17 protein-coding genes and 2 pseudogenes are annotated in these 18,675 nt (G+C 42.0%); 10 read left to right on the top strand and 9 right to left on the bottom strand.

Annotation, left to right across the window (positions count from 1 at the left end):
• Positions 1 to 67 precede the first annotated feature (67 nt).
• The 4 genes from F972_RS08335 to F972_RS08320 all read left to right on the top strand — a co-directional run bounded on the left by F972_RS08335 (position 68) and on the right by F972_RS08320 (position 3,422).
• A complete protein-coding gene (locus F972_RS08335; protein ID WP_004757812.1) occupies positions 68 to 643 on the top strand; it encodes a TerD family protein in 576 nt (191 codons plus the stop codon).
• An 87-nt stretch (positions 644 to 730) separates the two neighbouring features.
• The gene (locus F972_RS08330) at positions 731 to 2,053 is read left to right on the top strand and encodes a VWA domain-containing protein (RefSeq protein WP_004757814.1); all 1,323 of its coding nucleotides are present in this window, start codon (positions 731 to 733) and stop codon (positions 2,051 to 2,053) included.
• Between the two features lie 12 nt (positions 2,054 to 2,065).
• The gene (locus tag F972_RS08325) at positions 2,066 to 2,782 is read left to right on the top strand and encodes a TIGR00266 family protein (protein ID WP_004757815.1); all 717 of its coding nucleotides are present in this window, start codon (positions 2,066 to 2,068) and stop codon (positions 2,780 to 2,782) included.
• Between the two features lie 58 nt (positions 2,783 to 2,840).
• Entirely contained in the window at positions 2,841 to 3,422 is a 582-nt protein-coding gene (locus tag F972_RS08320) for a TerD family protein (protein WP_004757817.1), read from the top strand.
• Positions 3,423 to 3,482: 60 nt separating this feature from the next.
• Here the strand turns inward: F972_RS08320 and F972_RS15360 are convergent.
• Positions 3,483 to 3,578: pseudogene (locus tag F972_RS15360) on the bottom strand (acyl-CoA thioesterase); the annotation flags it as partial.
• A complete protein-coding gene (locus F972_RS08315) occupies positions 3,575 to 4,735 on the bottom strand; it encodes an iron-containing alcohol dehydrogenase (protein WP_004777231.1) in 1,161 nt (386 codons plus the stop codon). The gene F972_RS08315 and the pseudogene F972_RS15360, both read right to left, overlap by 4 nt.
• A gap of 181 nt (positions 4,736 to 4,916) precedes the next feature.
• On the opposite strand from F972_RS08315, the gene F972_RS08310 reads away from it, so the two are divergent.
• The 4 genes from F972_RS08310 to F972_RS08295 are packed head-to-tail and all read left to right on the top strand — an operon-like array spanning position 4,917 to position 8,645.
• On the top strand, positions 4,917 to 5,432 hold the full coding sequence (locus F972_RS08310) for a low molecular weight protein-tyrosine-phosphatase (RefSeq protein WP_004769529.1): 516 nt from the start codon (positions 4,917 to 4,919) through the stop codon (positions 5,430 to 5,432).
• Between the two features lie 11 nt (positions 5,433 to 5,443).
• Positions 5,444 to 6,478 carry a UDP-N-acetylmuramate dehydrogenase gene (gene murB, locus F972_RS08305; protein WP_004682395.1) on the top strand — a complete coding sequence of 345 codons (1,035 nt, stop codon included), beginning with the start codon at positions 5,444 to 5,446 and terminating at the stop codon, positions 6,476 to 6,478.
• A gap of 8 nt (positions 6,479 to 6,486) precedes the next feature.
• The gene (locus F972_RS08300; RefSeq protein ID WP_004682394.1) at positions 6,487 to 7,617 is read left to right on the top strand and encodes a YdcF family protein; all 1,131 of its coding nucleotides are present in this window, start codon (positions 6,487 to 6,489) and stop codon (positions 7,615 to 7,617) included.
• Entirely contained in the window at positions 7,617 to 8,645 is a 1,029-nt protein-coding gene (locus F972_RS08295) for an alpha/beta hydrolase (protein ID WP_004682392.1), read from the top strand. Before F972_RS08300 ends, F972_RS08295 begins: the two co-directional genes overlap by 1 nt.
• 27 nt (positions 8,646 to 8,672) lie before the next feature.
• Here the strand turns inward: F972_RS08295 and F972_RS08290 are convergent, their stop codons facing one another.
• Entirely contained in the window at positions 8,673 to 10,343 is a 1,671-nt protein-coding gene (locus F972_RS08290) for an FMN-binding glutamate synthase family protein (RefSeq protein ID WP_004682390.1), read from the bottom strand.
• Between the two features lie 179 nt (positions 10,344 to 10,522).
• Between F972_RS08290 and F972_RS08285 the strand changes: the two genes are divergently transcribed.
• A complete protein-coding gene (locus F972_RS08285; RefSeq protein WP_193759610.1) occupies positions 10,523 to 11,707 on the top strand; it encodes an MFS transporter in 1,185 nt (394 codons plus the stop codon).
• On the opposite strand, the pseudogene F972_RS08280 reads toward F972_RS08285, so the two are convergent.
• Positions 11,698 to 13,188 (bottom strand): annotated as a pseudogene (locus tag F972_RS08280) (amidase). The gene F972_RS08285 and the pseudogene F972_RS08280 overlap by 10 nt on opposite strands.
• Positions 13,189 to 13,395: 207 nt before the next feature.
• On the opposite strand from F972_RS08280, the gene F972_RS08275 reads away from it, so the two are divergent.
• Complete coding sequence (locus F972_RS08275; RefSeq protein WP_004682385.1) at positions 13,396 to 13,872, top strand: hypothetical protein; 477 nt, start codon at positions 13,396 to 13,398, stop codon at positions 13,870 to 13,872.
• A 51-nt stretch (positions 13,873 to 13,923) separates the two neighbouring features.
• Here F972_RS08275 and accC read toward each other — a convergent pair whose 3' ends face one another.
• From accC to F972_RS08250, 5 genes are all read right to left on the bottom strand, one after another.
• Positions 13,924 to 15,288: an acetyl-CoA carboxylase biotin carboxylase subunit gene (gene accC / locus F972_RS08270; RefSeq protein WP_010589275.1), complete on the bottom strand. Its 1,365-nt coding sequence runs from the start codon at positions 15,286 to 15,288 to the stop codon at positions 13,924 to 13,926.
• Between the two features lie 17 nt (positions 15,289 to 15,305).
• Positions 15,306 to 15,725, bottom strand: a complete 420-nt coding sequence (accB, locus tag F972_RS08265) for an acetyl-CoA carboxylase biotin carboxyl carrier protein (RefSeq protein ID WP_004679741.1) — start codon at positions 15,723 to 15,725, stop codon at positions 15,306 to 15,308.
• A gap of 25 nt (positions 15,726 to 15,750) precedes the next feature.
• Complete coding sequence (gene aroQ / locus F972_RS08260) at positions 15,751 to 16,200, bottom strand: type II 3-dehydroquinate dehydratase (RefSeq protein ID WP_004682383.1); 450 nt, start codon at positions 16,198 to 16,200, stop codon at positions 15,751 to 15,753.
• 680 nt (positions 16,201 to 16,880) lie between these two features.
• Positions 16,881 to 17,921: an ABC transporter substrate-binding protein gene (locus F972_RS08255; protein WP_004769527.1), complete on the bottom strand. Its 1,041-nt coding sequence runs from the start codon at positions 17,919 to 17,921 to the stop codon at positions 16,881 to 16,883.
• The gene (locus F972_RS08250) at positions 17,922 to 18,524 is read right to left on the bottom strand and encodes an ANTAR domain-containing response regulator (protein WP_004769525.1); all 603 of its coding nucleotides are present in this window, start codon (positions 18,522 to 18,524) and stop codon (positions 17,922 to 17,924) included.
• Between the last annotated feature and the right edge of the window lie 151 nt (positions 18,525 to 18,675).

Here is an 18,675-nt window from a genome sequence, read left to right as displayed (position 1 = left end):
CCTGGGATATAACAAAACTGTTATATCCATAAAATATAATTTAGCAATGAGATAAGGAGAATAACTCATGGCAATTAGCTTAACTAAAGGTGGCAATGTTAGCTTGACTAAAGAAGCGCCAGGAATCACTAAAACAACAGTCGGTTTAGGCTGGAACCCTCGCGTGACAGATGGTCAGGCTTTTGACCTTGATGCGATTGCATTCCTTGTTGGAGAAAATGGTAAGGTACGTGCAGATACTGACTTTATTTTCTTCAATAATTTGACTTCATCTGACGGTTCAGTAAAACACAATGGTGACAACCGCACAGGTGAAGGCGATGGCGATGATGAAACTTTAAGCGTTGATTTAAGCAAAGTTCCTGCTGATGTGAGCAAGGTGATTTTTGCAGTGACGATTTATGATGGTCAGACACGCAACCAAAACTTTGGTCAGGTTGGTAATGCTTATATCCGTGTGATCAATGACGCAGGCGGTAGCGAAATTGCACGTTATGACTTATCGGAAGATAGCAGCACTGAGACAGCAATGATCTTTGGTGAGCTTTATAAAAATGGCAGCGAATGGAAATTCCGTGCCATTGGTCAGGGTTTTGCAGGTGGTTTAGGGCCTTTAGCAGCCTCTTATGGCGTAGCAGTTTAAGTCGGCAAACCTGCTTGGGAAAAATAGTGTTTAGGCACTATTTTTCCTTACCTGAAAAAATAATGATAAAATAGGCTATTAAAAGAAATGCTGAATTTAATTCGTGGACAAAAAATAAAATTAAATGATTTATTGCAGGGCCAAAACGCTTTTTATATTCAGATTCAATATCAAGCCAGCTTTATACTTGACCTTGCCAGTTTTGGTCTGGATGCTCAATATAAATTGAGTGATGAGCGTTATATGACGTTTTATAACCAGCCTAAAACACCGTGTCAGGCGGTACAGTTACTCGATAATCAGCTACAACAGAGTCGTTTCTTGGTCAATCTTGATCAGTTGCCAAACACCATTCAATATCTTGTCTTAACTGCTGCAATTGAAGGGCAGGCAGTAATGTCACAGTTGCAACATGCTACGATTCAAATTTTAAATTTACAATTACAGCCGATTGCTGAATTGAAATTAGACGGGCAGCTCTTTGCTCAGGAACGGGCTACGATGTTGGTTGAAATTTACCGTAAAGATAATATTTGGCGTTTGGCTGCAATTGGGCAAGGATTCAATGCAGGTTTGGCTGCATTGATTCAACATTTTGGCGGTCAAGTGGCGGAAGAAAATAGTACGCCACTTGCTGCACCATCACCACAGCCAACTGTAGCACCAACGGCTGTCACTTCCCAGTTGGACTTAAAGAAAAAACTTTCGCTGGAAAAAGCTGAAAAAACAGGCAATGCCTCAATTATTGATCTGACTAAAAAGTCTCTGGTTCAATTAGAAAAGAAAAACTTATTGGGTTTGACAGCACGAGTGGCATTGGTACTCGATGCCTCGGGTTCGATGGACGGACAATACCGCCGTGGTGACGTGCAAAAAGTGGTGAATCGTCTCATGCCACTGGCAATTCATTTTGATGATGATGGTTGTTTTGAATGTTGGGCATTTGCACAAAAAACCACACAACTGGATAATGTCACCCTAAACAATGTCAATGACTTTATCAACACCACACAAAGGGGCTGGAAAAATTGGCACGTTGGGGCGCGCTACAATGAGGAAATTCCTGCGATTGAGGCCGTCATTGCGTATTTCCAAAAAATGAAAGACCAGATCCCAACCTATGTGCTCTTTATTTCAGATGGTGGTGTGGGCAGCCGCCGACAAATGCAAAAATTATTAACGAAAGCAGCCGAACTGCCGATTTTTTGGCAATTTGTTGGCATCGGTGGTCGAGATTATGGCGCATTGGAAAAACTGGACGAAATGTCAGGGCGTATTGTCGATAACTGCAATTTCTTCAGCCTTGACCGAATTGAAAGTGTTTCTGACGAGCGTTTATATGAATTGTTATTGGAAGAATTTCCCGATTGGCTTAAAGTAGCTCAGCAAAAAAATATTGTTCAGAACTGAAGGAATAGAGAAATGGCACAATTTAGTCTGGTTGGTTCACCTGAACCATTTTTACATGTGGCAATGCGTCGTGGTGATAAAATTTACTGTGAAAGTAATGCGATGGTCATGATGGAAGCTCCTTTAGAACTGAAAGGACGTTTACAAGGTGGCTTAATGCAGTCATTATTGCGCCGTTTTGCCAATGAGGAATCATTATTTCAACAGCATATTGAAGCAGTGCGTGGTGATGGTGATTGTCTGCTTTCTGCTGCACTGGATGGTGATATGCAGATTCTTGATGTTGGCGCAACACAATATATTTTAAGTGATGGGGCATTTGTAGCAGCACATGATTCCGTAGAAATCAAGGCACGTTTAAACAGCAGTATTGGCGGTGCTTTTTTTGGAAATACAGGCGGATTTCTGGTCATGGAAACCAGTGGGCAGGGACAGGTGGTAGTTGCGGGTTGCGGTACATTGTTTGAACTGGAAGTGGAACCAAATAAAGAGGTTGTGATTGATAATGGTCATGTGGTGTGCTGGGACTCACGCTTAAACTATAACTTATCTGTTTCAACCTCACAAAGTAGTGGTTTGTTGGGAAACCTGATGAATAGCGTCATGAGTGGCGAGGGTATGGTGTTACGTTTTTCAGGTAAGGGTAAAGTCATTATCTGTTCACGTAATCGTCAGAACTTTCTGGCATGGTTACAAAGTAAGTTAGGTCCATCACGTTCAGGTCAGTAATTTTTTATAATGAATGATAAATCATTGAAAACGTTTATTTCACAAAGAGGAGAAAACAATGGCGATTAATCTGGAAAAAGGTCAGAAAATTAATCTTGAAAAAGCGGATGGAAGCAGCTTACAACAAATTTTTCTGGGTGTAGGCTGGGATGTTGCCAAAAGCAAGGGTTTATTTGGCTTTGGTGGCAGCAGTGGAGATATTGATTTAGACGCGTCCGTCATTCTGTTTGATGAAAATAAACAGGTTGTAGATGTGGTTTATTTTGGGCAATTACGCAGTAAAGATGGCAGTATTGTACACTCAGGTGATAACCTGACTGGTGCAGGCGATGGTGATGATGAAGTGATTCGGGTGAATTTGAATCAAGTTCCAAGTCATGTCAAGTCATTAGCATTTACTGTAAGTAGCTTCCGTGGGCAGACTTTTGAAAAAGTGGAAAACGCATTCTGCCGTTTGGTTGATCAAAGCAGTAATCAGGTGATCGCAAGTTATAAACTATCTTCACAAGGCGCACATACTGGTCTGATTATTGCCAAAATTTACCGCCATAATGGCGCATGGAAAATGCATGCTATTGGTGAAAATGTGAATGGACGTACCTTTCAGGAAATTGTTCCTCATGTGTTACCGTACGTTTAATAATTAAGCAACCCACTTTTCCGAGTCATAATCTGGAAAAGTGGGTTTGATTTATGCCATATTGACATGGCCGTAAATGTCATTATCCGCCCATCGGGTCTGAATTGGAAAAAAGAATTTAAAATGTTCGCGTGTTTTTAAATTGGGTTTACTCATGCATAAATCGCCTGATAAATTTGTAAAGCATCTTGTTCGGTCATTTCTCTTGGATTGTTCTGCAACAGTCGGGTTTGCAGCATGGCATCCTTTGCCAATTGCGGTAATTTTGCCTCGGCAATATCCAATTCCTTGAGTTTCAGGGTAAGACCACTTTGATCCAGATGGTTTTGCATGTGGTCAATAAATAAATCACACAGGCCATCGGTACAGCCTGTACTGCGAGGGTCTAATAGCTGCATTAAATCTGCATAGTGTTGTTTTGCTTTTGGTGCATTGAATTTTAGCACTTCAACCAACACCAGTGCATTGCTATGCCCATGTGACAGATGGAAATGCCCACCGAGTGGATAGGCCAAGGCATGAACCGCACCCACAGGCGCATTGGCAAAAGCCTGACCTGCCAACATTGAACCGACCAGCATATTTTGCCGTGCTTCCAGATCAGCGCCATTTTTTAACACCTTGGCAAGGTTATGGTTAAGCAGTTGCAAGGCATTTTTCGCCAGCATATCGGCATAAAAATTCTTCTTGATATTGGAGGTATAGGCCTCAATCGCATGTACCATCGCATCAATAGCTGTCGCGGCAGTAATATATGCAGGTAAACCCTGGGTGAACGTTGCATCTAGGATGGCAACATCGGCATAAAGGATAGGAGAGACCACACCCATCTTGGTGGTTGCACCAGTGGTGACAATCGAAATTGGCGTGACTTCTGAACCCGTTCCAGCCGTTGTTGGAATCAGAATAAGCGGTAAGCGGGGAGCCTTGGCCTGATTAACCCCATAAATCTCACTGAGGTTTTGTTTTTGTTCAGGATGAGCAAGTAGGGCAATGATTTTGGCGACATCCATGGAACTACCGCCGCCAAAACCGATGATGACATCAATTTTTTCCTGTTTGGCGAAATCAATCGCTTCTAAAACAATATGTTCAGGTGGGTCAGCCTGAATATCAGAATAAATGATAGTCTCAAGACTGAGCTGATCCAGAATGTCTAGAATGGGTAAATGAAGCTGGTGTTGAATCATGCCTGCATCAGTGACCAGAAGCACTTTTTTATAATCATGTTGTGACAAGATGGTTTTAAGTTCTTGTATTGAGCCTAAACCCGCAATAATGTTGGGAACGGTCTGGAACTGAAACTGGTTCATACATACATCCTTATTTCTATCTTTTGATAAATCATTGTCCATACCTGACCTATGTCGCAATCCTAGAAAAAATGCCAACAAATTCTAATAAATACAACATTTTTATATAAGGCAACTATAGGTTTCAGTGCACAAATAAATTACCATAAGATGCTCTAAAAAGTGTAGTTTTGAGGTGATTATGCCATCCCCAACGCCCTATAAGGTGTTATGTGTCTGTTTAGGAAATATATGCCGTTCACCCACAGCGGAAGCAATTCTCAGACATTATTGTGATGCGCATGGTTTAAATGTATGGGTCGATTCGGCAGGGACCAGCAATTATCACCCAAACAAGGCACCTGATGCGCGAAGCCAAAAACATGCGCTACAGCGTGGTTATGATTTATCGGGCTTACGTGCCAGACAAATTCGTCTTGAAGATTTTATTGAATTTGACCTGATTCTTGCAATGGACTATGAGAATTTTGATGATATTCAGTCACTTCTGTCGAAAGCGCTACGCCAGTTTGGTGCTGAACAGATTCGTGCCAAAATTGCATTGATGAGTGAGCATGATCCTCATTTTAACCAGCAGGCGGTTCCTGATCCTTACTATGGTGAGGCAGATGGTTTTGATCGGGTTCTGGATCAATGCGAATCAAGCAGTCAGGCATGGATCAACATTCTTAAAAAGCAAATGCAGGCAGGGCAATAGGATTTTTCAACATGCATGTACAACAGCAGGTTCAACTCAAAAGTTTAAACACGCTCAATTTAAATGCCACTGTTTCGCATTATGCCCAGATCAATCATCCTGATGATGTGGTTAAGGCATTGGCATTTGCTGAACAGCAGCAGCTTAATGTCATGATTTTATCGGGTGGAAGCAACCTGTTATTACCACAGCATATTCAGGCATTGGCAATTCATTTAAATATTCAGGGCATTGAAGTTGTTGCTCAGGATGACCAAACCATTACAGTTAAAGTAGGTGCGGGGCAGGTCTGGCATGATTTTGTTTTATACAGCACCCAGCAGAACTGGTTCGGTCTGCAAAATCTGGCCCTAATCCCAGGTTTGGTTGGAGCATCACCTGTACAGAATATTGGTGCCTATGGTGTTGAGGTGTGCGAGTTTATTGAGTCGATACAGGTGTATGACCGTGAACTGAAATGCTTTGACTCCATTTTAGCTCAGGATTGTCATTTTGCTTACCGTCATAGTATTTTTAAAGACTTTCCTGATCGTTACATCATCATTAGTGTAACCTTTAAGCTGTTAAAACATGCCAGTTTAAAACTGAGTTATGGTGATTTAAAGCAGGCGGTTGGAGATGAACAAACGGCTGAGAACCTGCAAAATCAGGTGATACAGATTCGTCAAAGTAAATTGCCTGATCCCAGAGCGTTTCCGAATGTGGGCAGTTTCTTTAAAAATCCCGTTCTAACTCAGGCTGAATTTGAAAAACTTTCTCAACACTTTCCCAACATTCCGCATTATCCCCAAGCCAACGACAATGTTAAGGTGGCGGCTGGATGGTTAATTGATCAGGCGGGCTGGAAAGGTAAACAATTAGGCTGTGTCGGCATGTTTCATAAACAGGCACTGGTTTTGGTCAATTATGCCGATGCAACGCTGGAAGATGTGAAAAATACCTATACTGCTGTACAAAATGATGTAAAACAAAAGTTTAGTATTCAGCTTGAACCTGAACCTGTGTTATATAGTGAGCAAGGTTTGATTCAACCCCATACTGTATAAGGAGTGATATGGCACAAGTACACTGGATGGTCAGTTTAGTGCGGATAGCCACCATACTATTTGTGCTATTGGGCTGCTTTGTGCTTTTTTTATATTCTCCATTTTACTCACAGCTTGTGGTGAAAGGGTTAAATTATTTTGTACCTGTTGATGTCAATGAGGTGGCCGCTGAAAGCCAGAAAGCAGCGGCTTTAAGTGAGCATGAGAATCTGGAACCTGGTTCCAACTTATGGATTGCGCGTCAGGCCTATTTAAAGTTGATGGAAAAAACCTTTGAGTCAGAAAAGCCTGAAGATTTAAGGTTGATACAGGCACGCTATAAATTGCTGCAACAAACCATTATTGATGAACAGGAAAAGGAAGAGCAAAAAGAGAAGAAAAACAACATTCCATTGCTAAACCAAAAAGCAGAGCAGGATCAGGACAGTTCAGCAGTTGTGATCAGTTCTCCAACAGATTTCTTACAAGGCAATACACCTGATAATCAGGCGCTCATGGGCAAGTATCTGGCATTTTTAGAAACCTATCCTGTTGCATTGCCTGTGAATGAAGATGAAAAGGATGAGACCAATAAAGATCTGGTCGAGTTGAAAAAAAATAAGGATGGGGATATTGAGCCTAAAAATACCTCACAGCCTTATGCGATTGTGGTGCTCGGTGGAGGGTTGACCCTTGCTGAAAATGGTAAAGATATTGTGGTGAACAACTACACACGCTTACGTCTGGAAAAGACCTTGAGTGTGGAAAAAAAGTATAACTTGCCAATTGTGTTAAGTGGTGTGGAAGCACCGTATATGCAGGCATGGTTAAAAGAGCGTGGTATTGAGGCCAAGCTACTTGAGAATAGAAGCATGAATACCTGTGAGAATTCCAGATTCAGTTCTTTGCTGTTGCAAAAGAAAGGTGGTGCGCCTACCGTGATCCTGATTACTGATGAATATCATATGCCACGGACACGCCGTTTATTTGCCTTGAATGGTATAGAAACCGTTCCTGTGTTTGCACCCATGCCAACCAGCTTGACCCGTTGGCGCCCTAGCCAACAAAATTATGACCATAGTCGCCGTGCCAATTATGAAATGCTGGCTACGGTTCGTGATATGTTATTTGGCTCTAGTGATTGTCGGGAGATACCATAATGTCCAATATTCCTTTTTTAAATCCGACAATACTCAAACAACTGGATTTACCTGTTCCGAATCGTGAAACCACACCACAGGTTTTGGAACCACTGGATTTATCAACCACAACTGAACCCTCTAAACCTTTACAGGCCTATCGTAAGCTTTATGGCTTACACTTGCTTGACTGTGAGCATTGGCAGGGTTATGTAGAAATGCCATTGTTCCGTTTGCATGTGCAGGTATTTCAGCCAAGACAACAAAAAATTCAGGGGACAGTCTGCCTGCTGCATGGCTATTTGGAACATAGTGGAATCTATCAGCCGATTATCCAGGAAATCCTGGATCAGGGATTTAGTGTGATTACCTATGATCTTCCTGGGCACGGTTTAAGTAATGGTTCAGCTGCCAGTATCCAGAACTTTGATCATTACCAACAGGTTTTACATGCAGTATATGACGCGGTCCGTGGAGCTAAACAGTTGCCTAGACCGTGGCTGGGCATTGGCCAAAGTACAGGTGGTGCAATCTGGATGCATCATTTACTGGAGTTTGCAGAACGCCGTGAAGATCCAATTGTTGATCGGGTTCTGTTGCTGTCACCACTGATTCGTCCCGCTAAAACCGCCTGGTGGCACAACTCAGTTGGTTTGGGTATTATTCGGCGAATTAAAACCCAAGTGCCACGACATTTTCGCCGTAATAATCATAACCCAGAATTTTTGCGTTTTGTACGCTTAAAAGACCCATTACAACCGCGTATGATGGGTATGGACTGGATTCTGGCCATGTCGAAATGGATGCTGGAAATGGAACAGCGTCCAGCCTGTCGTATTCCTGTGTGGTTAGCGCAAGGCGCACTCGATCAAACAGTCGATTGGCGCTATAACATTGAATATATTCGCCGTAAATTTAGGTTGCAGACTTTATTGATGCTGGAAGAAGGATCACATCAATTGATCAATGAACGTGCTGATATACGTGCTGCACTGACAGGTTTGATTCCTGCTTTTTTACATGCGAAGCCAAATCACCACTATTATTAGTGGTGATTTGTTATTTAAATTCTTCTGTTAAAACCGATCCGCATCTGCCAGTTTCCACATCCGATAATAAAAGTTTTCATCATCATCCAAATTATTTTGCAGTAATTCATTTTCCTTGAGGAAAAAATGAATCTGGGCATAATTTTTAATTTCACGATCATTCAAACGCTGCGCCAAATGATGCGCCTTAATATCTGAGGGATGACGTAAACCCGCGGCGGCGATCATTTCAGAAAGCGCATGCAGTGTATTTTTATGAAAATTAAAAACACGTTCCGCCTTGCTGGGTACATCAATGGCTTTTTGTCGGTCTTTATCCTGTGTGGCAACTCCAACAGGGCATTGATTGGTATGGCAACTTTGTGCCTGAATACAACCTACAGCGAACATAAATCCCCGTGCGGAATTGACCCAATCCGCGCCAAGTGCAAATGTACTGGCAATGTCAAACGCGCTGATAATCTTTCCACTGGCGCCGATCTTGACCTGACCGCGTAATCCTGCACCCACCAAAGTGTTATGGACAAAACGTAAACCCTCTCGTAAAGGAGTACCAATGTAGTCACTAAATTCAATTGGTGCAGCGCCCGTTCCACCTTCAGAACCATCCACCACCACAAAGTCAGGAATGATCCCAGTTGCGAGCATAGCCTTGACAATACTCATAAATTGCCAGGGCTGCCCAATACACAGTTTAAAGCCAACAGGTTTGCCACCAGACAGGTCCCTCAGTTTTTGAATGAAATGCATCATTTCAATGGGAGTGTTAAAGCTTGGGTGACGAGAGGGAGAAATACAGTCGTGGTCTCTGGAAACGCCACGGATACGGGCAATCTCCTCAGAGATTTTATGTTTGGGTAAAATGCCACCATGACCTGGTTTGGCACCCTGTGAAAGCTTAAGCTCGATCATTTTAATTTTTGGATTTTGCGCCTGTAGGGTAAATTTCTCAGGATCAAATAATCCCTCAGGTGTACGACAACCAAAATAACCACTGGCAATTTGCCAGACAATGCCGCCGCCATTTTCCAGATGGTAAGGGCTTAAACTACCTTCACCCGTATCGTGGTAAAAGTTGCCCAGTTGGGCACCCTTGTTTAAAGCCCGAATCGCATTGGCGCTTAGGCTGCCAAAACTCATGGCCGAGATATTCATGATTGAGGCGCTATAAGGCTGGCTACATTGCGCATTGCCAATCAGAACCCGAAAAGTGGATGGATCGGCAGGTGGGCAGGGTGTCATCGAATGCACAATAAAACGATAGTTGGCTTGATAGACATCAATGATTGAACCAAAGGGTTTGTCTGCATTTTCATTTTTTGCACGCTGATAAACCAAGCTGCGTTGCATTCTGGAAAAGGGCAATGCATCCTGATCGGCTTCAATAAAATACTGGCGAATTTCGGGGCGCACATCCTCAAAAATAAAACGGAAATGTCCCAGAATTGGATAATTTCTTAAAATTGCATGCTTTTTCTGGAGCAGGTCATACAAGCCAAGCACACTGAGCAGGCTTGTCACAAGCCAAAGCCCATTCAATAAAGTGTCGGAAATAAAATAATAAATGCTATATGGTGTATAAATGACCTTGAACCAGCTAATCGTCAGCGTGATCAAGATACAAACGAACCAAACCGAATGTCTTGAAAAGAAAGTATTGAGTAGTTTATGTCTTATAGCTTGTGCAGGGCTAGCCATAGGCAGGAGATTCCTATAATTCAGCAATCCACAAACCATGCCAAGAACCGTCTTTAACCACAAGTAATGAATTGTTAGACTTGAGAATTATTCTCTTAAATCAGCTAAAATTCAGTTCAACCTATCTGGATAAATTTTCCGATTTTTTCCAATATACATTTGTTGATAAGGCCCTTAATTTGTTGCACTCCCTGAATATCCAGACCCGTTTGGGTGGTTTCTACCTGTTCTACTATTCCATAGTGGGAACGTTTATGCCTTATTGGAACCTTTATCTGCAAGATCAGGGTTTTAATTATAAGCAAATTGGAATTTTATCTTCGATTGCAATTATTACCCGTTTTTTCGCGCCGTTGATCTGGGGCTGGATTGCAGATAAATCAGGCAAGCGGATGCTACTGGTACGAATCGCAACATGGATGGAAGCCTGTATCTGGTTTGCAATTTTTATTATTCCGAATAGCTTTCAATCGATTGCCTTATTGATGCTGGTTTTCAGCTTTTTTCAGAATGCGATTCTGGCACAGTTTGAGGGGGTGACTTTATTCTGGCTGGGTGAAAAGCGGGCTGAGTTATATGGCAAGGTTCGGAAATGGGGTTCAGTCGGCTTTATTGTTGGGGTATTTGCCGTAGGCGCGTTATTGGAAATCATTCCAATTTCAATGTTACCTATTCTATTGTTATCATTCTCATTTTTGGCCTTTTTATGGTCATTTAGTATTAAAGAGCCTGAACATGCGCCAAGCTCGCAAAAGAAGCTGGAACCTTTATTACCAATTTTAAAAAAACCAATGGTGGCTGCCTTTTTTGGTATTGAGTTTATTTTACTGTTTTCACAGGCACCTTTTTATAGCTTCTATAGCAATTTCCTGAAAGAAATCGGTTTTAGTACCATGCAGATTGGAACTTTATGGGCGACAGGTGTGATTGCTGAGATTGTGATGTTTGCAGTGGCGCAAAGAGTCTTTTTTATCCGCTTTTCCTGGAGAACATTGGTTGCTGCCTGTTTGATCCTGACCAGTTTACGCTGGTTGTTGGTGGGTATGTTAAATACGCATTTTATTGGGCAGCTTTTAGCACAATGCCTGCATGCATTTAGTTTTGGGCTTTTTCACCTCATTGCAATGAAAGTCATCTTCCAGAATTTCTCTGCTGAACAGCAAGGACGTGGGCAGGCACTTTACAGTACCATGTGGGGGCTTGGTGTGGCATCGGGAAGTTTATTGGCAGGGCATTACTGGCAAATTCTATCAGGTGCCACCATTTTCTTATGTGCCAGTGTGGTCGTTCTTCTAGGCTTGATTTTGGTGGTCTGGCTGCCGAATCAAATTGAAACGACAGCGTCTAAGTTAAATCAAAGCTGAATATTTTTATATTGTGGCATCCACGGTTGTGCCTGCTCAAGCTGTGCAGCGAGTTGAAGTAAACGATCTTCACGCCCAAATGGTGCAATAAACTGACTGCCCAAAGGCAAGCCATTTTTATTCCAGTATAAAGGCACAGACATGGCTGGTAAGCCTGTGACATTCGCCAATTGGGTAAAAGGCACCCAGCTTAAGTTCTCTTGCACCATTTTTTCGACCAGTTTACCTTGTGCAAGATAATGGGCTTTTCCAACTTTTAAGAAGCCTTTTAGGATAGGCTTTTGCCAGCTAGGCATTGCAACTTCACCATTTTTGGGTGCAACTGATGCGGTGGTTGGGGTTAGGTAAAGATCATATTTTTCAAAGAAGATATTCATTTGGGTACTATACATTCCCCAATTCTCCAGGGTGTGAATATAATCTGTTGCTGTGGTTTTCGCGCCAAAGGCTGCCAGGGCATTGGAGTCAAGCTCAAAATCCTCATCGGTCGCACCTGACATGTGTTTAATTTGTGCCTGCATGTAGGAAAACTGGCTAAACCATGTGGTGATAAAGTTTTTAGCCAGTTCGAGGCCATTTATTTGCGGACGGTCTTCAACCACGATATGTCCAAGTGACTCTAGAAGTTTGGCTGTTTGCTGAACCGCTTGAATCGCATCTTTGGAAACTTTGGTGCCAATCGGTGACTGGGTATTAAATGCGATTGTTAATTTTTTCGGCATTTGCTGGATAACGTCCAGATATTTCTGGGTTGGGGATTGAATGATAAAAAGTGAGGCTTGTTCTGGACCTTAAACCGCATCCAGCATGGCGGCACTGTCCCGAACGGTTTTACAGAGTACATGTTGCATGGCCGCACCATGCATGGCTTCACTAAACTGTGGTCCCCACGGTGTACGTCCTCGACTCGGTTTAAGTCCAAACAGCCCACAATAGGAGGCAGGGATACGGATTGAGCCGCCGCCATCACCCGCTCCAGCAACAGGAACCAGACCGCCAGCCACTGCTGAGGCAGATCCACCCGAAGAGCCACCACTATTATGCTTTAAGTTCCACGGGTTATGACATGCACCCCAGGCATCAGGCTCAGTAATGCCCTTGATGCCAAACTCAGGTGTATTGGTACGGCCAAAAGTCACAATTCCTGCTTTTTCCCAGCGATTGACAATTTCTGCATTAAAGTCAGGTGTGTAATTGATTCTTTTCAGTGCATTGCTGCCATAGGATGTGGGTACACCTTGATATTCCTGAAACAGGTCCTTGACCAAAAAGGGAACACCTGCAAATGTGCCCGTAAGGGGTTGCTGGGCACGCTGTTTAGCCTGTTCATACATCGGGATAATGATGGCATTCAGTTTTGGATTGGCTTTGTGGGTATGTTCCAATGCCACCTGTAACAGTTCAGATGGGTGAACTTCCTTGTCCTTGACCAATTTGGCCAAACCGAGTCCGTCATATTGAATGTATTCAGAAAATTTCATGGCTTTTATCCCTAAAGCTAAACCGTTAATAAAATGGAAAATTTTAACTGTGATTCTGGATAAGAATACCTGAAAAAAATGCACAACAATCAAATAAATTGCATACTAAAAATATTGTGTTTATATGCTGTTATGATTGCGGGATTTTCTTTAAAAATATGCTAAGTTAAGCCACTGCAACGTTTAGATTACGACTTAATTAAATCTATGAAAAATATTTATATTATTGGATTGTTATGGGCTTGCTCAACATGGACTATGGCAGATACGGTTGTGAATGCGAAAACAGTGACACCCCAGCAAATTGCAAAAGCAAATGCAATTCGTGTCACCAGCCGCCCAGAAATTATGGGTTTATGGGGAATGGAAATTACCAATAACAAGAAATGTATCGAATATTATAACTTCCGTGGCATGAGTGATGTGGTGATAAAAAGTGGTCAGGAATGGTCTTATGGCCTGTATGATTACCAGCCCTCTGAAGATCACAAGGAACGTTTGCCTGCACTGATCTTACAGATTAAGTATGACAATAATCAGATGGACTGTTCTGGTCAGCAACAGGATCAAACAGGTGAGGTTTCACAATATTTTGTGAAATGGACGAATGACAATACCATTGATTTTTGTGCCAATGAAAAAGGCGAAAAGTGCTTTGCAACCTTACGCCGTGTTTTACCATAAAGAATCAAGATCAATAAAAAACCTCTTATAATTTTATAAGAGGTTTTTTATTTAAGCAGTTTCGGCCTGTTGTGCCAACTGTTTTAATAAATGCTTCTCAAGATAATGGATATCCATTGCCTGTTCACAGAAATTGGCATCCTGCAAAATCAGGTCTTTATGCAGTGGAATATTGGTTTTGATTCCTGTCAAAATCATTTCATCCAGCGCCTGACGCATACGGGCCAACGATGTTTCGCGATCTTTGCCATGTGCAATCAGTTTGGCAATCATGGAATCATAGTAAGGCGGAATGCTATAACCTTGATAAATATGAGAGTCTAGACGGATACCTGCGCCACCTGGTGCATAGAAAGTTTCAATTTTTCCAGGGGATGGCAAGAACGTGGTTGGGTCTTCTGCATTGATACGACATTCAATGGCATGACCTTTAACCTCAATTTCATCCTGTTCAAGGTTTAGACCTAAACCCGCAGCAATACGAAGCTGTTGTTCAATAATGTCCACACCCGTGACCATTTCAGTGACAGGGTGTTCAACCTGTACCCGTGTATTCATTTCAATGAAGAAAAATTCGCCTTCTTCAAATAAAAACTCAAAAGTACCAGCACCACGATACTGCATCAATTTACAGGCATTGACACAGGCTTCCAGAATATCTGCACGTGCCTGTTCTGGCAGATTTGGCGCAGGTGCCTCTTCCAGAACCTTTTGATGACGGCGCTGTAGCGAACAGTCACGGTCATACAAATGGATTGCATGGCCATTGCCATCGCCAAGGATCTGAACCTCAACATGACGGGGTTTTTGCAGGAAACGTTCCATATAGACGGTATCATCGCCGAACCACATTTCTGCATCACGCTGGGCAGCCTGCACAGATTCAAGCAAGGTATCGACACGCTCGACAATACGCATACCACGACCACCACCGCCAGCCGCAGCCTTGACAATCAATGGAAAGCCAATTTGTTTGGCTTCTGCAAGTGCGTTGTTGGGTGTTACCGCATGGGCAGAACCTGGCACAGTTGGCACCCCAGATTTCTTCATTGCCATGATTGCTGAAACCTTGTTACCCATCAGGCGGATATGTTCAGGACGTGGGCCAATGAAAATGAAGCCAGAGTTTTCAACAATTTCAGCAAACTCGGCATTTTCCGACAGGAAGCCATAACCAGGATGAATGGCATCCGCACCTGTAATTTCTGCGGCGGTAATAATGGCAGGAATATTCAAGTAGCTTTCACTGCTTGCACCTGGGCCAATGCAGACCGCTTCATCAACAAAGCGTAGATGCATTAAATCCTTGTCGGCATCGGAATAAATTCCAACGGTTTTAATGCCAAGAGTTTTACAAGCCCGCGTAATTCGTAAAGCAATTTCACCACGGTTTGCAATGAGTACTTTTTGCAACATAGGAATCCCCAGACTCATTAGGCACGGTAGCGGAAAAGCGCTTGACCGAATTGAATCACTTCACCATTCTTAACCAAAATCTCTTCAATTACACCACTTTGAGTTGCCTCAATTGGATTCATGATTTTCATGGCTTCAATAATACCCAGAGTTTCACCCGCAGAAACTGTTTGGCCTACATTGACAAATGGGGGTTCACCTGGACTTGGTGCTGAATAGAAAACGCCAACCATCGGAGAGGTCTCAACCGCACCACGTGGTGTTTTTGCAGCTGGCGCTGCTGGCGCTGAAGTGATTGGTGCTGCAACAGGAGCCGCTGTGTATACAGGCGTTGGACGAGTCAGTGAAATGGATTGGTCGCCTTCCTTAACTTCTATCGCTTGTAAGTCAGATTCAATCATCAGGTCGATAAGTTTCTTGATTTTACGGATATCCATGACTGAGCATTCCTAAATGTGTAAATTAGTTAGAAGATTGAATTTTTTCGATGGCATAATCGAGTGCAAAGGAATAACCCCTGGCACCTAATCCACAGATCACGCCAATAGCTTTATCTGACAGGTATGAGTGATGACGAAATGCTTCACGGGCGTGAACATTTGACAAATGCACCTCAATAAATGGGATGGCAACACCAAGTAGGGCATCACGTAAGGCCACAGAAGTGTGGGTAAGGGCGGCAGGGTTGATAATGATAAATTTTATATTTTCATTTTGTGCCTGATGGATGCGATCCACAATTGCGCCTTCCCAGTTACTTTGAAAGGTATCCAGTGTCAATGACGAATTTTTAGCCTGAGCAGTGAGTTGCTGGTTAATATCCTCTAGGGTGAGATAACCATAGACTTCTGGTTCGCGCTTTCCTAGCAAGTTTAAATTCGGTCCATGAATCACCAAAATGGTTGAGCTCATTCAGCCTGCTCCAATTCTAAAACTGCAAATATGTTTTGCAAGATGTCTGCAAAGTTTGCTTATTATGGCACAAAATTCTGCAATTTTTTTATAATTTATTTTAATCTATGAAGAAAGTTGCATACCAAGCATGCTGCATATAATGAAAACTTTGCAAGGAATTGGCAATGTTAAAATATGACAAATTTTAGGGTGTTGTGCTTTTTCATTATTTTAAACTGAATTGCCACTTTTCGTTCATGGGATTTGTGTAACTCAATGGTCAAAATCGCCAAATGATGATTTTTAAACTACATGCAAACTCATCATAAATTTCAACCAGCATGTACGATTTTGATTCAATAAGGATTAATTTTTATCTTAATTTATTGTTTTTATTTATTTTAGTTGAAATATATTGTTTTGGATTAATTTATATGGATAGCATCTGTATTAGGTTTGGAACAGGCACAAAAGGTTTTAAAAAAAAGTGATTGTTGGTTGTATAGCTTTAAAAAATTTAGAGTTGGCAAAAATGATGATTTTTTCATTTCGGGATGGCTGCTAATGACATAAAAATGTCCGAAAAAGATAACCTTTGTTAATTAAGATGGTGAGTACTTAAGAGATTACTTTTGATTGGCGTAATCTCTTATGGGTCTTTCAATGCTGTCTTTAATTTTAAAGACAGCTTTTTTTGCCTATTGTTTGATGGTCTGTAATGCGATGTGATGTATATCAAGCAACAAACAGTTTTGAGCCTGATGAGTAACAAACGTCACGTCCTGATCAGAACCATTCCATTTCTGCATTTGTTGAAACAGCCATTCAAAGTCACTGAGCTTGGGTTCAGCACTGTCTTGGACAAAATTCCGAACAATATTTTGAATGGTATAGTATTTTTCGACATGCACTTCTGTAGAGCAGTTAAACTGAATCACATCAAACTCAATCAGCAACTGCCATATAGGCGCAAAATCTTCTAATTCCCGAAGTTCCTGCTGTGCCTTTAGAATGGCACCAGTTAATGCAACCAAAGTATTTGGATGCTGTTGTGCCCATTCCTGGGTCACGGCTAAAACCTTATCTGCCACATTTGGAATAATATCTTGGCTTGAACAGACAATATGGCTCAGTCCTTGCAGCTCAGCTTGTGTATTCCACGGTTCTCCCACGCAGAAACCATCAATCAGATGATTGCTCAAGGCTTCAACCATATACGGTGGGGGGAGTGTTTTCATTGAAATTGACTGGGCCAGTTCTGGATCGGCCAGTGCCAGCCATTCCCTTAAACAATAATGATGAATGGAATGTTTAAACACATGGGCTAAGGAAACAGTAAGATTTTGTTTGATATGGCTGAGTAGTTTTTTTGCAGATGTCTCGGCAGAATCGTGTTTTTGAATATCAAGCTTATAACAGAGTTTTTGGCTTAAACTTATAAATGCACGATTTTCACTCAATATCAAAGGGGTTTGTAAGGCAATACCAATTTGGTCTGCGCCAACCGCAGCAGCAGGTAACATGGCAGATAAACAATGCGCTGCATCCAACAGCCCAAAGGCAAGGCGATCACGTAAACTTGCCCAGGATGCTTCTTTCACCAGTGTTACATCCAGCCCAGCGTCATCAAAAAAACCACGATGTTTTGCCCAAAGTAGTGCAATACAATCAAGCAAAGGAATATAGCCAAGCTGTAATTCGGTTTTTTCCACTTTTTCTAATTCGACTAAATGACTCATCTATTCATCCTTTAGCTGGCTATTTAATTGATTGCTCAAAAGTTGTTGTGCATCGAGTAAACGGCGTGCCATTTCTCCAATAGTCATGCGATGGCTCATGGCGTTTTTGCGCAGTAATTGAAAGGCGGTATCTTCCGTTAAGCCATGCAACTGCATCAGTAACGCTTTGGCCTTTTCAATGTCTTTACGATCAGCCAGTTTAGTTTTGGCATCCTTTAAATCGGATTCTAGTTTTTTATGCCTTTTATATTGCTCAATGGAAATATCTAAAATGGTATGCAAACGACTCGGGTCAAGTCCATCTACGATATAAGCGGTAATGCCTGCATCAATGGCCTGTTTAATTGTTTCTTTATCGGTATTTTTGGTAAACAGGACAGTGGGCAGGTCAAAATTACTGACACAACTCTCAATCACATCACGGTGGGGATGGTCCATATCCAGCAGAATCACATCTGCCTGTAGATGTTCGAGTTTAAAAATATTCAGGTGATCAAGTGTAAAACAGGCAATCACATCGAAGTCGTGTTCAATCAAACACTTTTTGATGTACTCAGCCCGAGCCTGATCATCGTCAATGAGTGCAATTTTAAGTTTCGGCATAAGTGTACAGGGTCAACAGTAGATAGTTGCACATTTTAGGTCGTGCTAGGAGTAGATCTTATGGGCATTTCAACTGCGAAATATGAAAGATCCTATAATTTTTTAAGCAAAATTAATGCCATAAAGTATGTTTTTAATTGTCTTATTCGGT

The sequence above is a fragment of the Acinetobacter sp. CIP 102529 genome (assembly GCF_000368325.1).
In the GTDB taxonomy this organism is placed as follows: domain Bacteria; phylum Pseudomonadota; class Gammaproteobacteria; order Pseudomonadales; family Moraxellaceae; genus Acinetobacter; species Acinetobacter parvus.
This window is presented reverse-complemented; position numbering and strand designations above follow the sequence as displayed.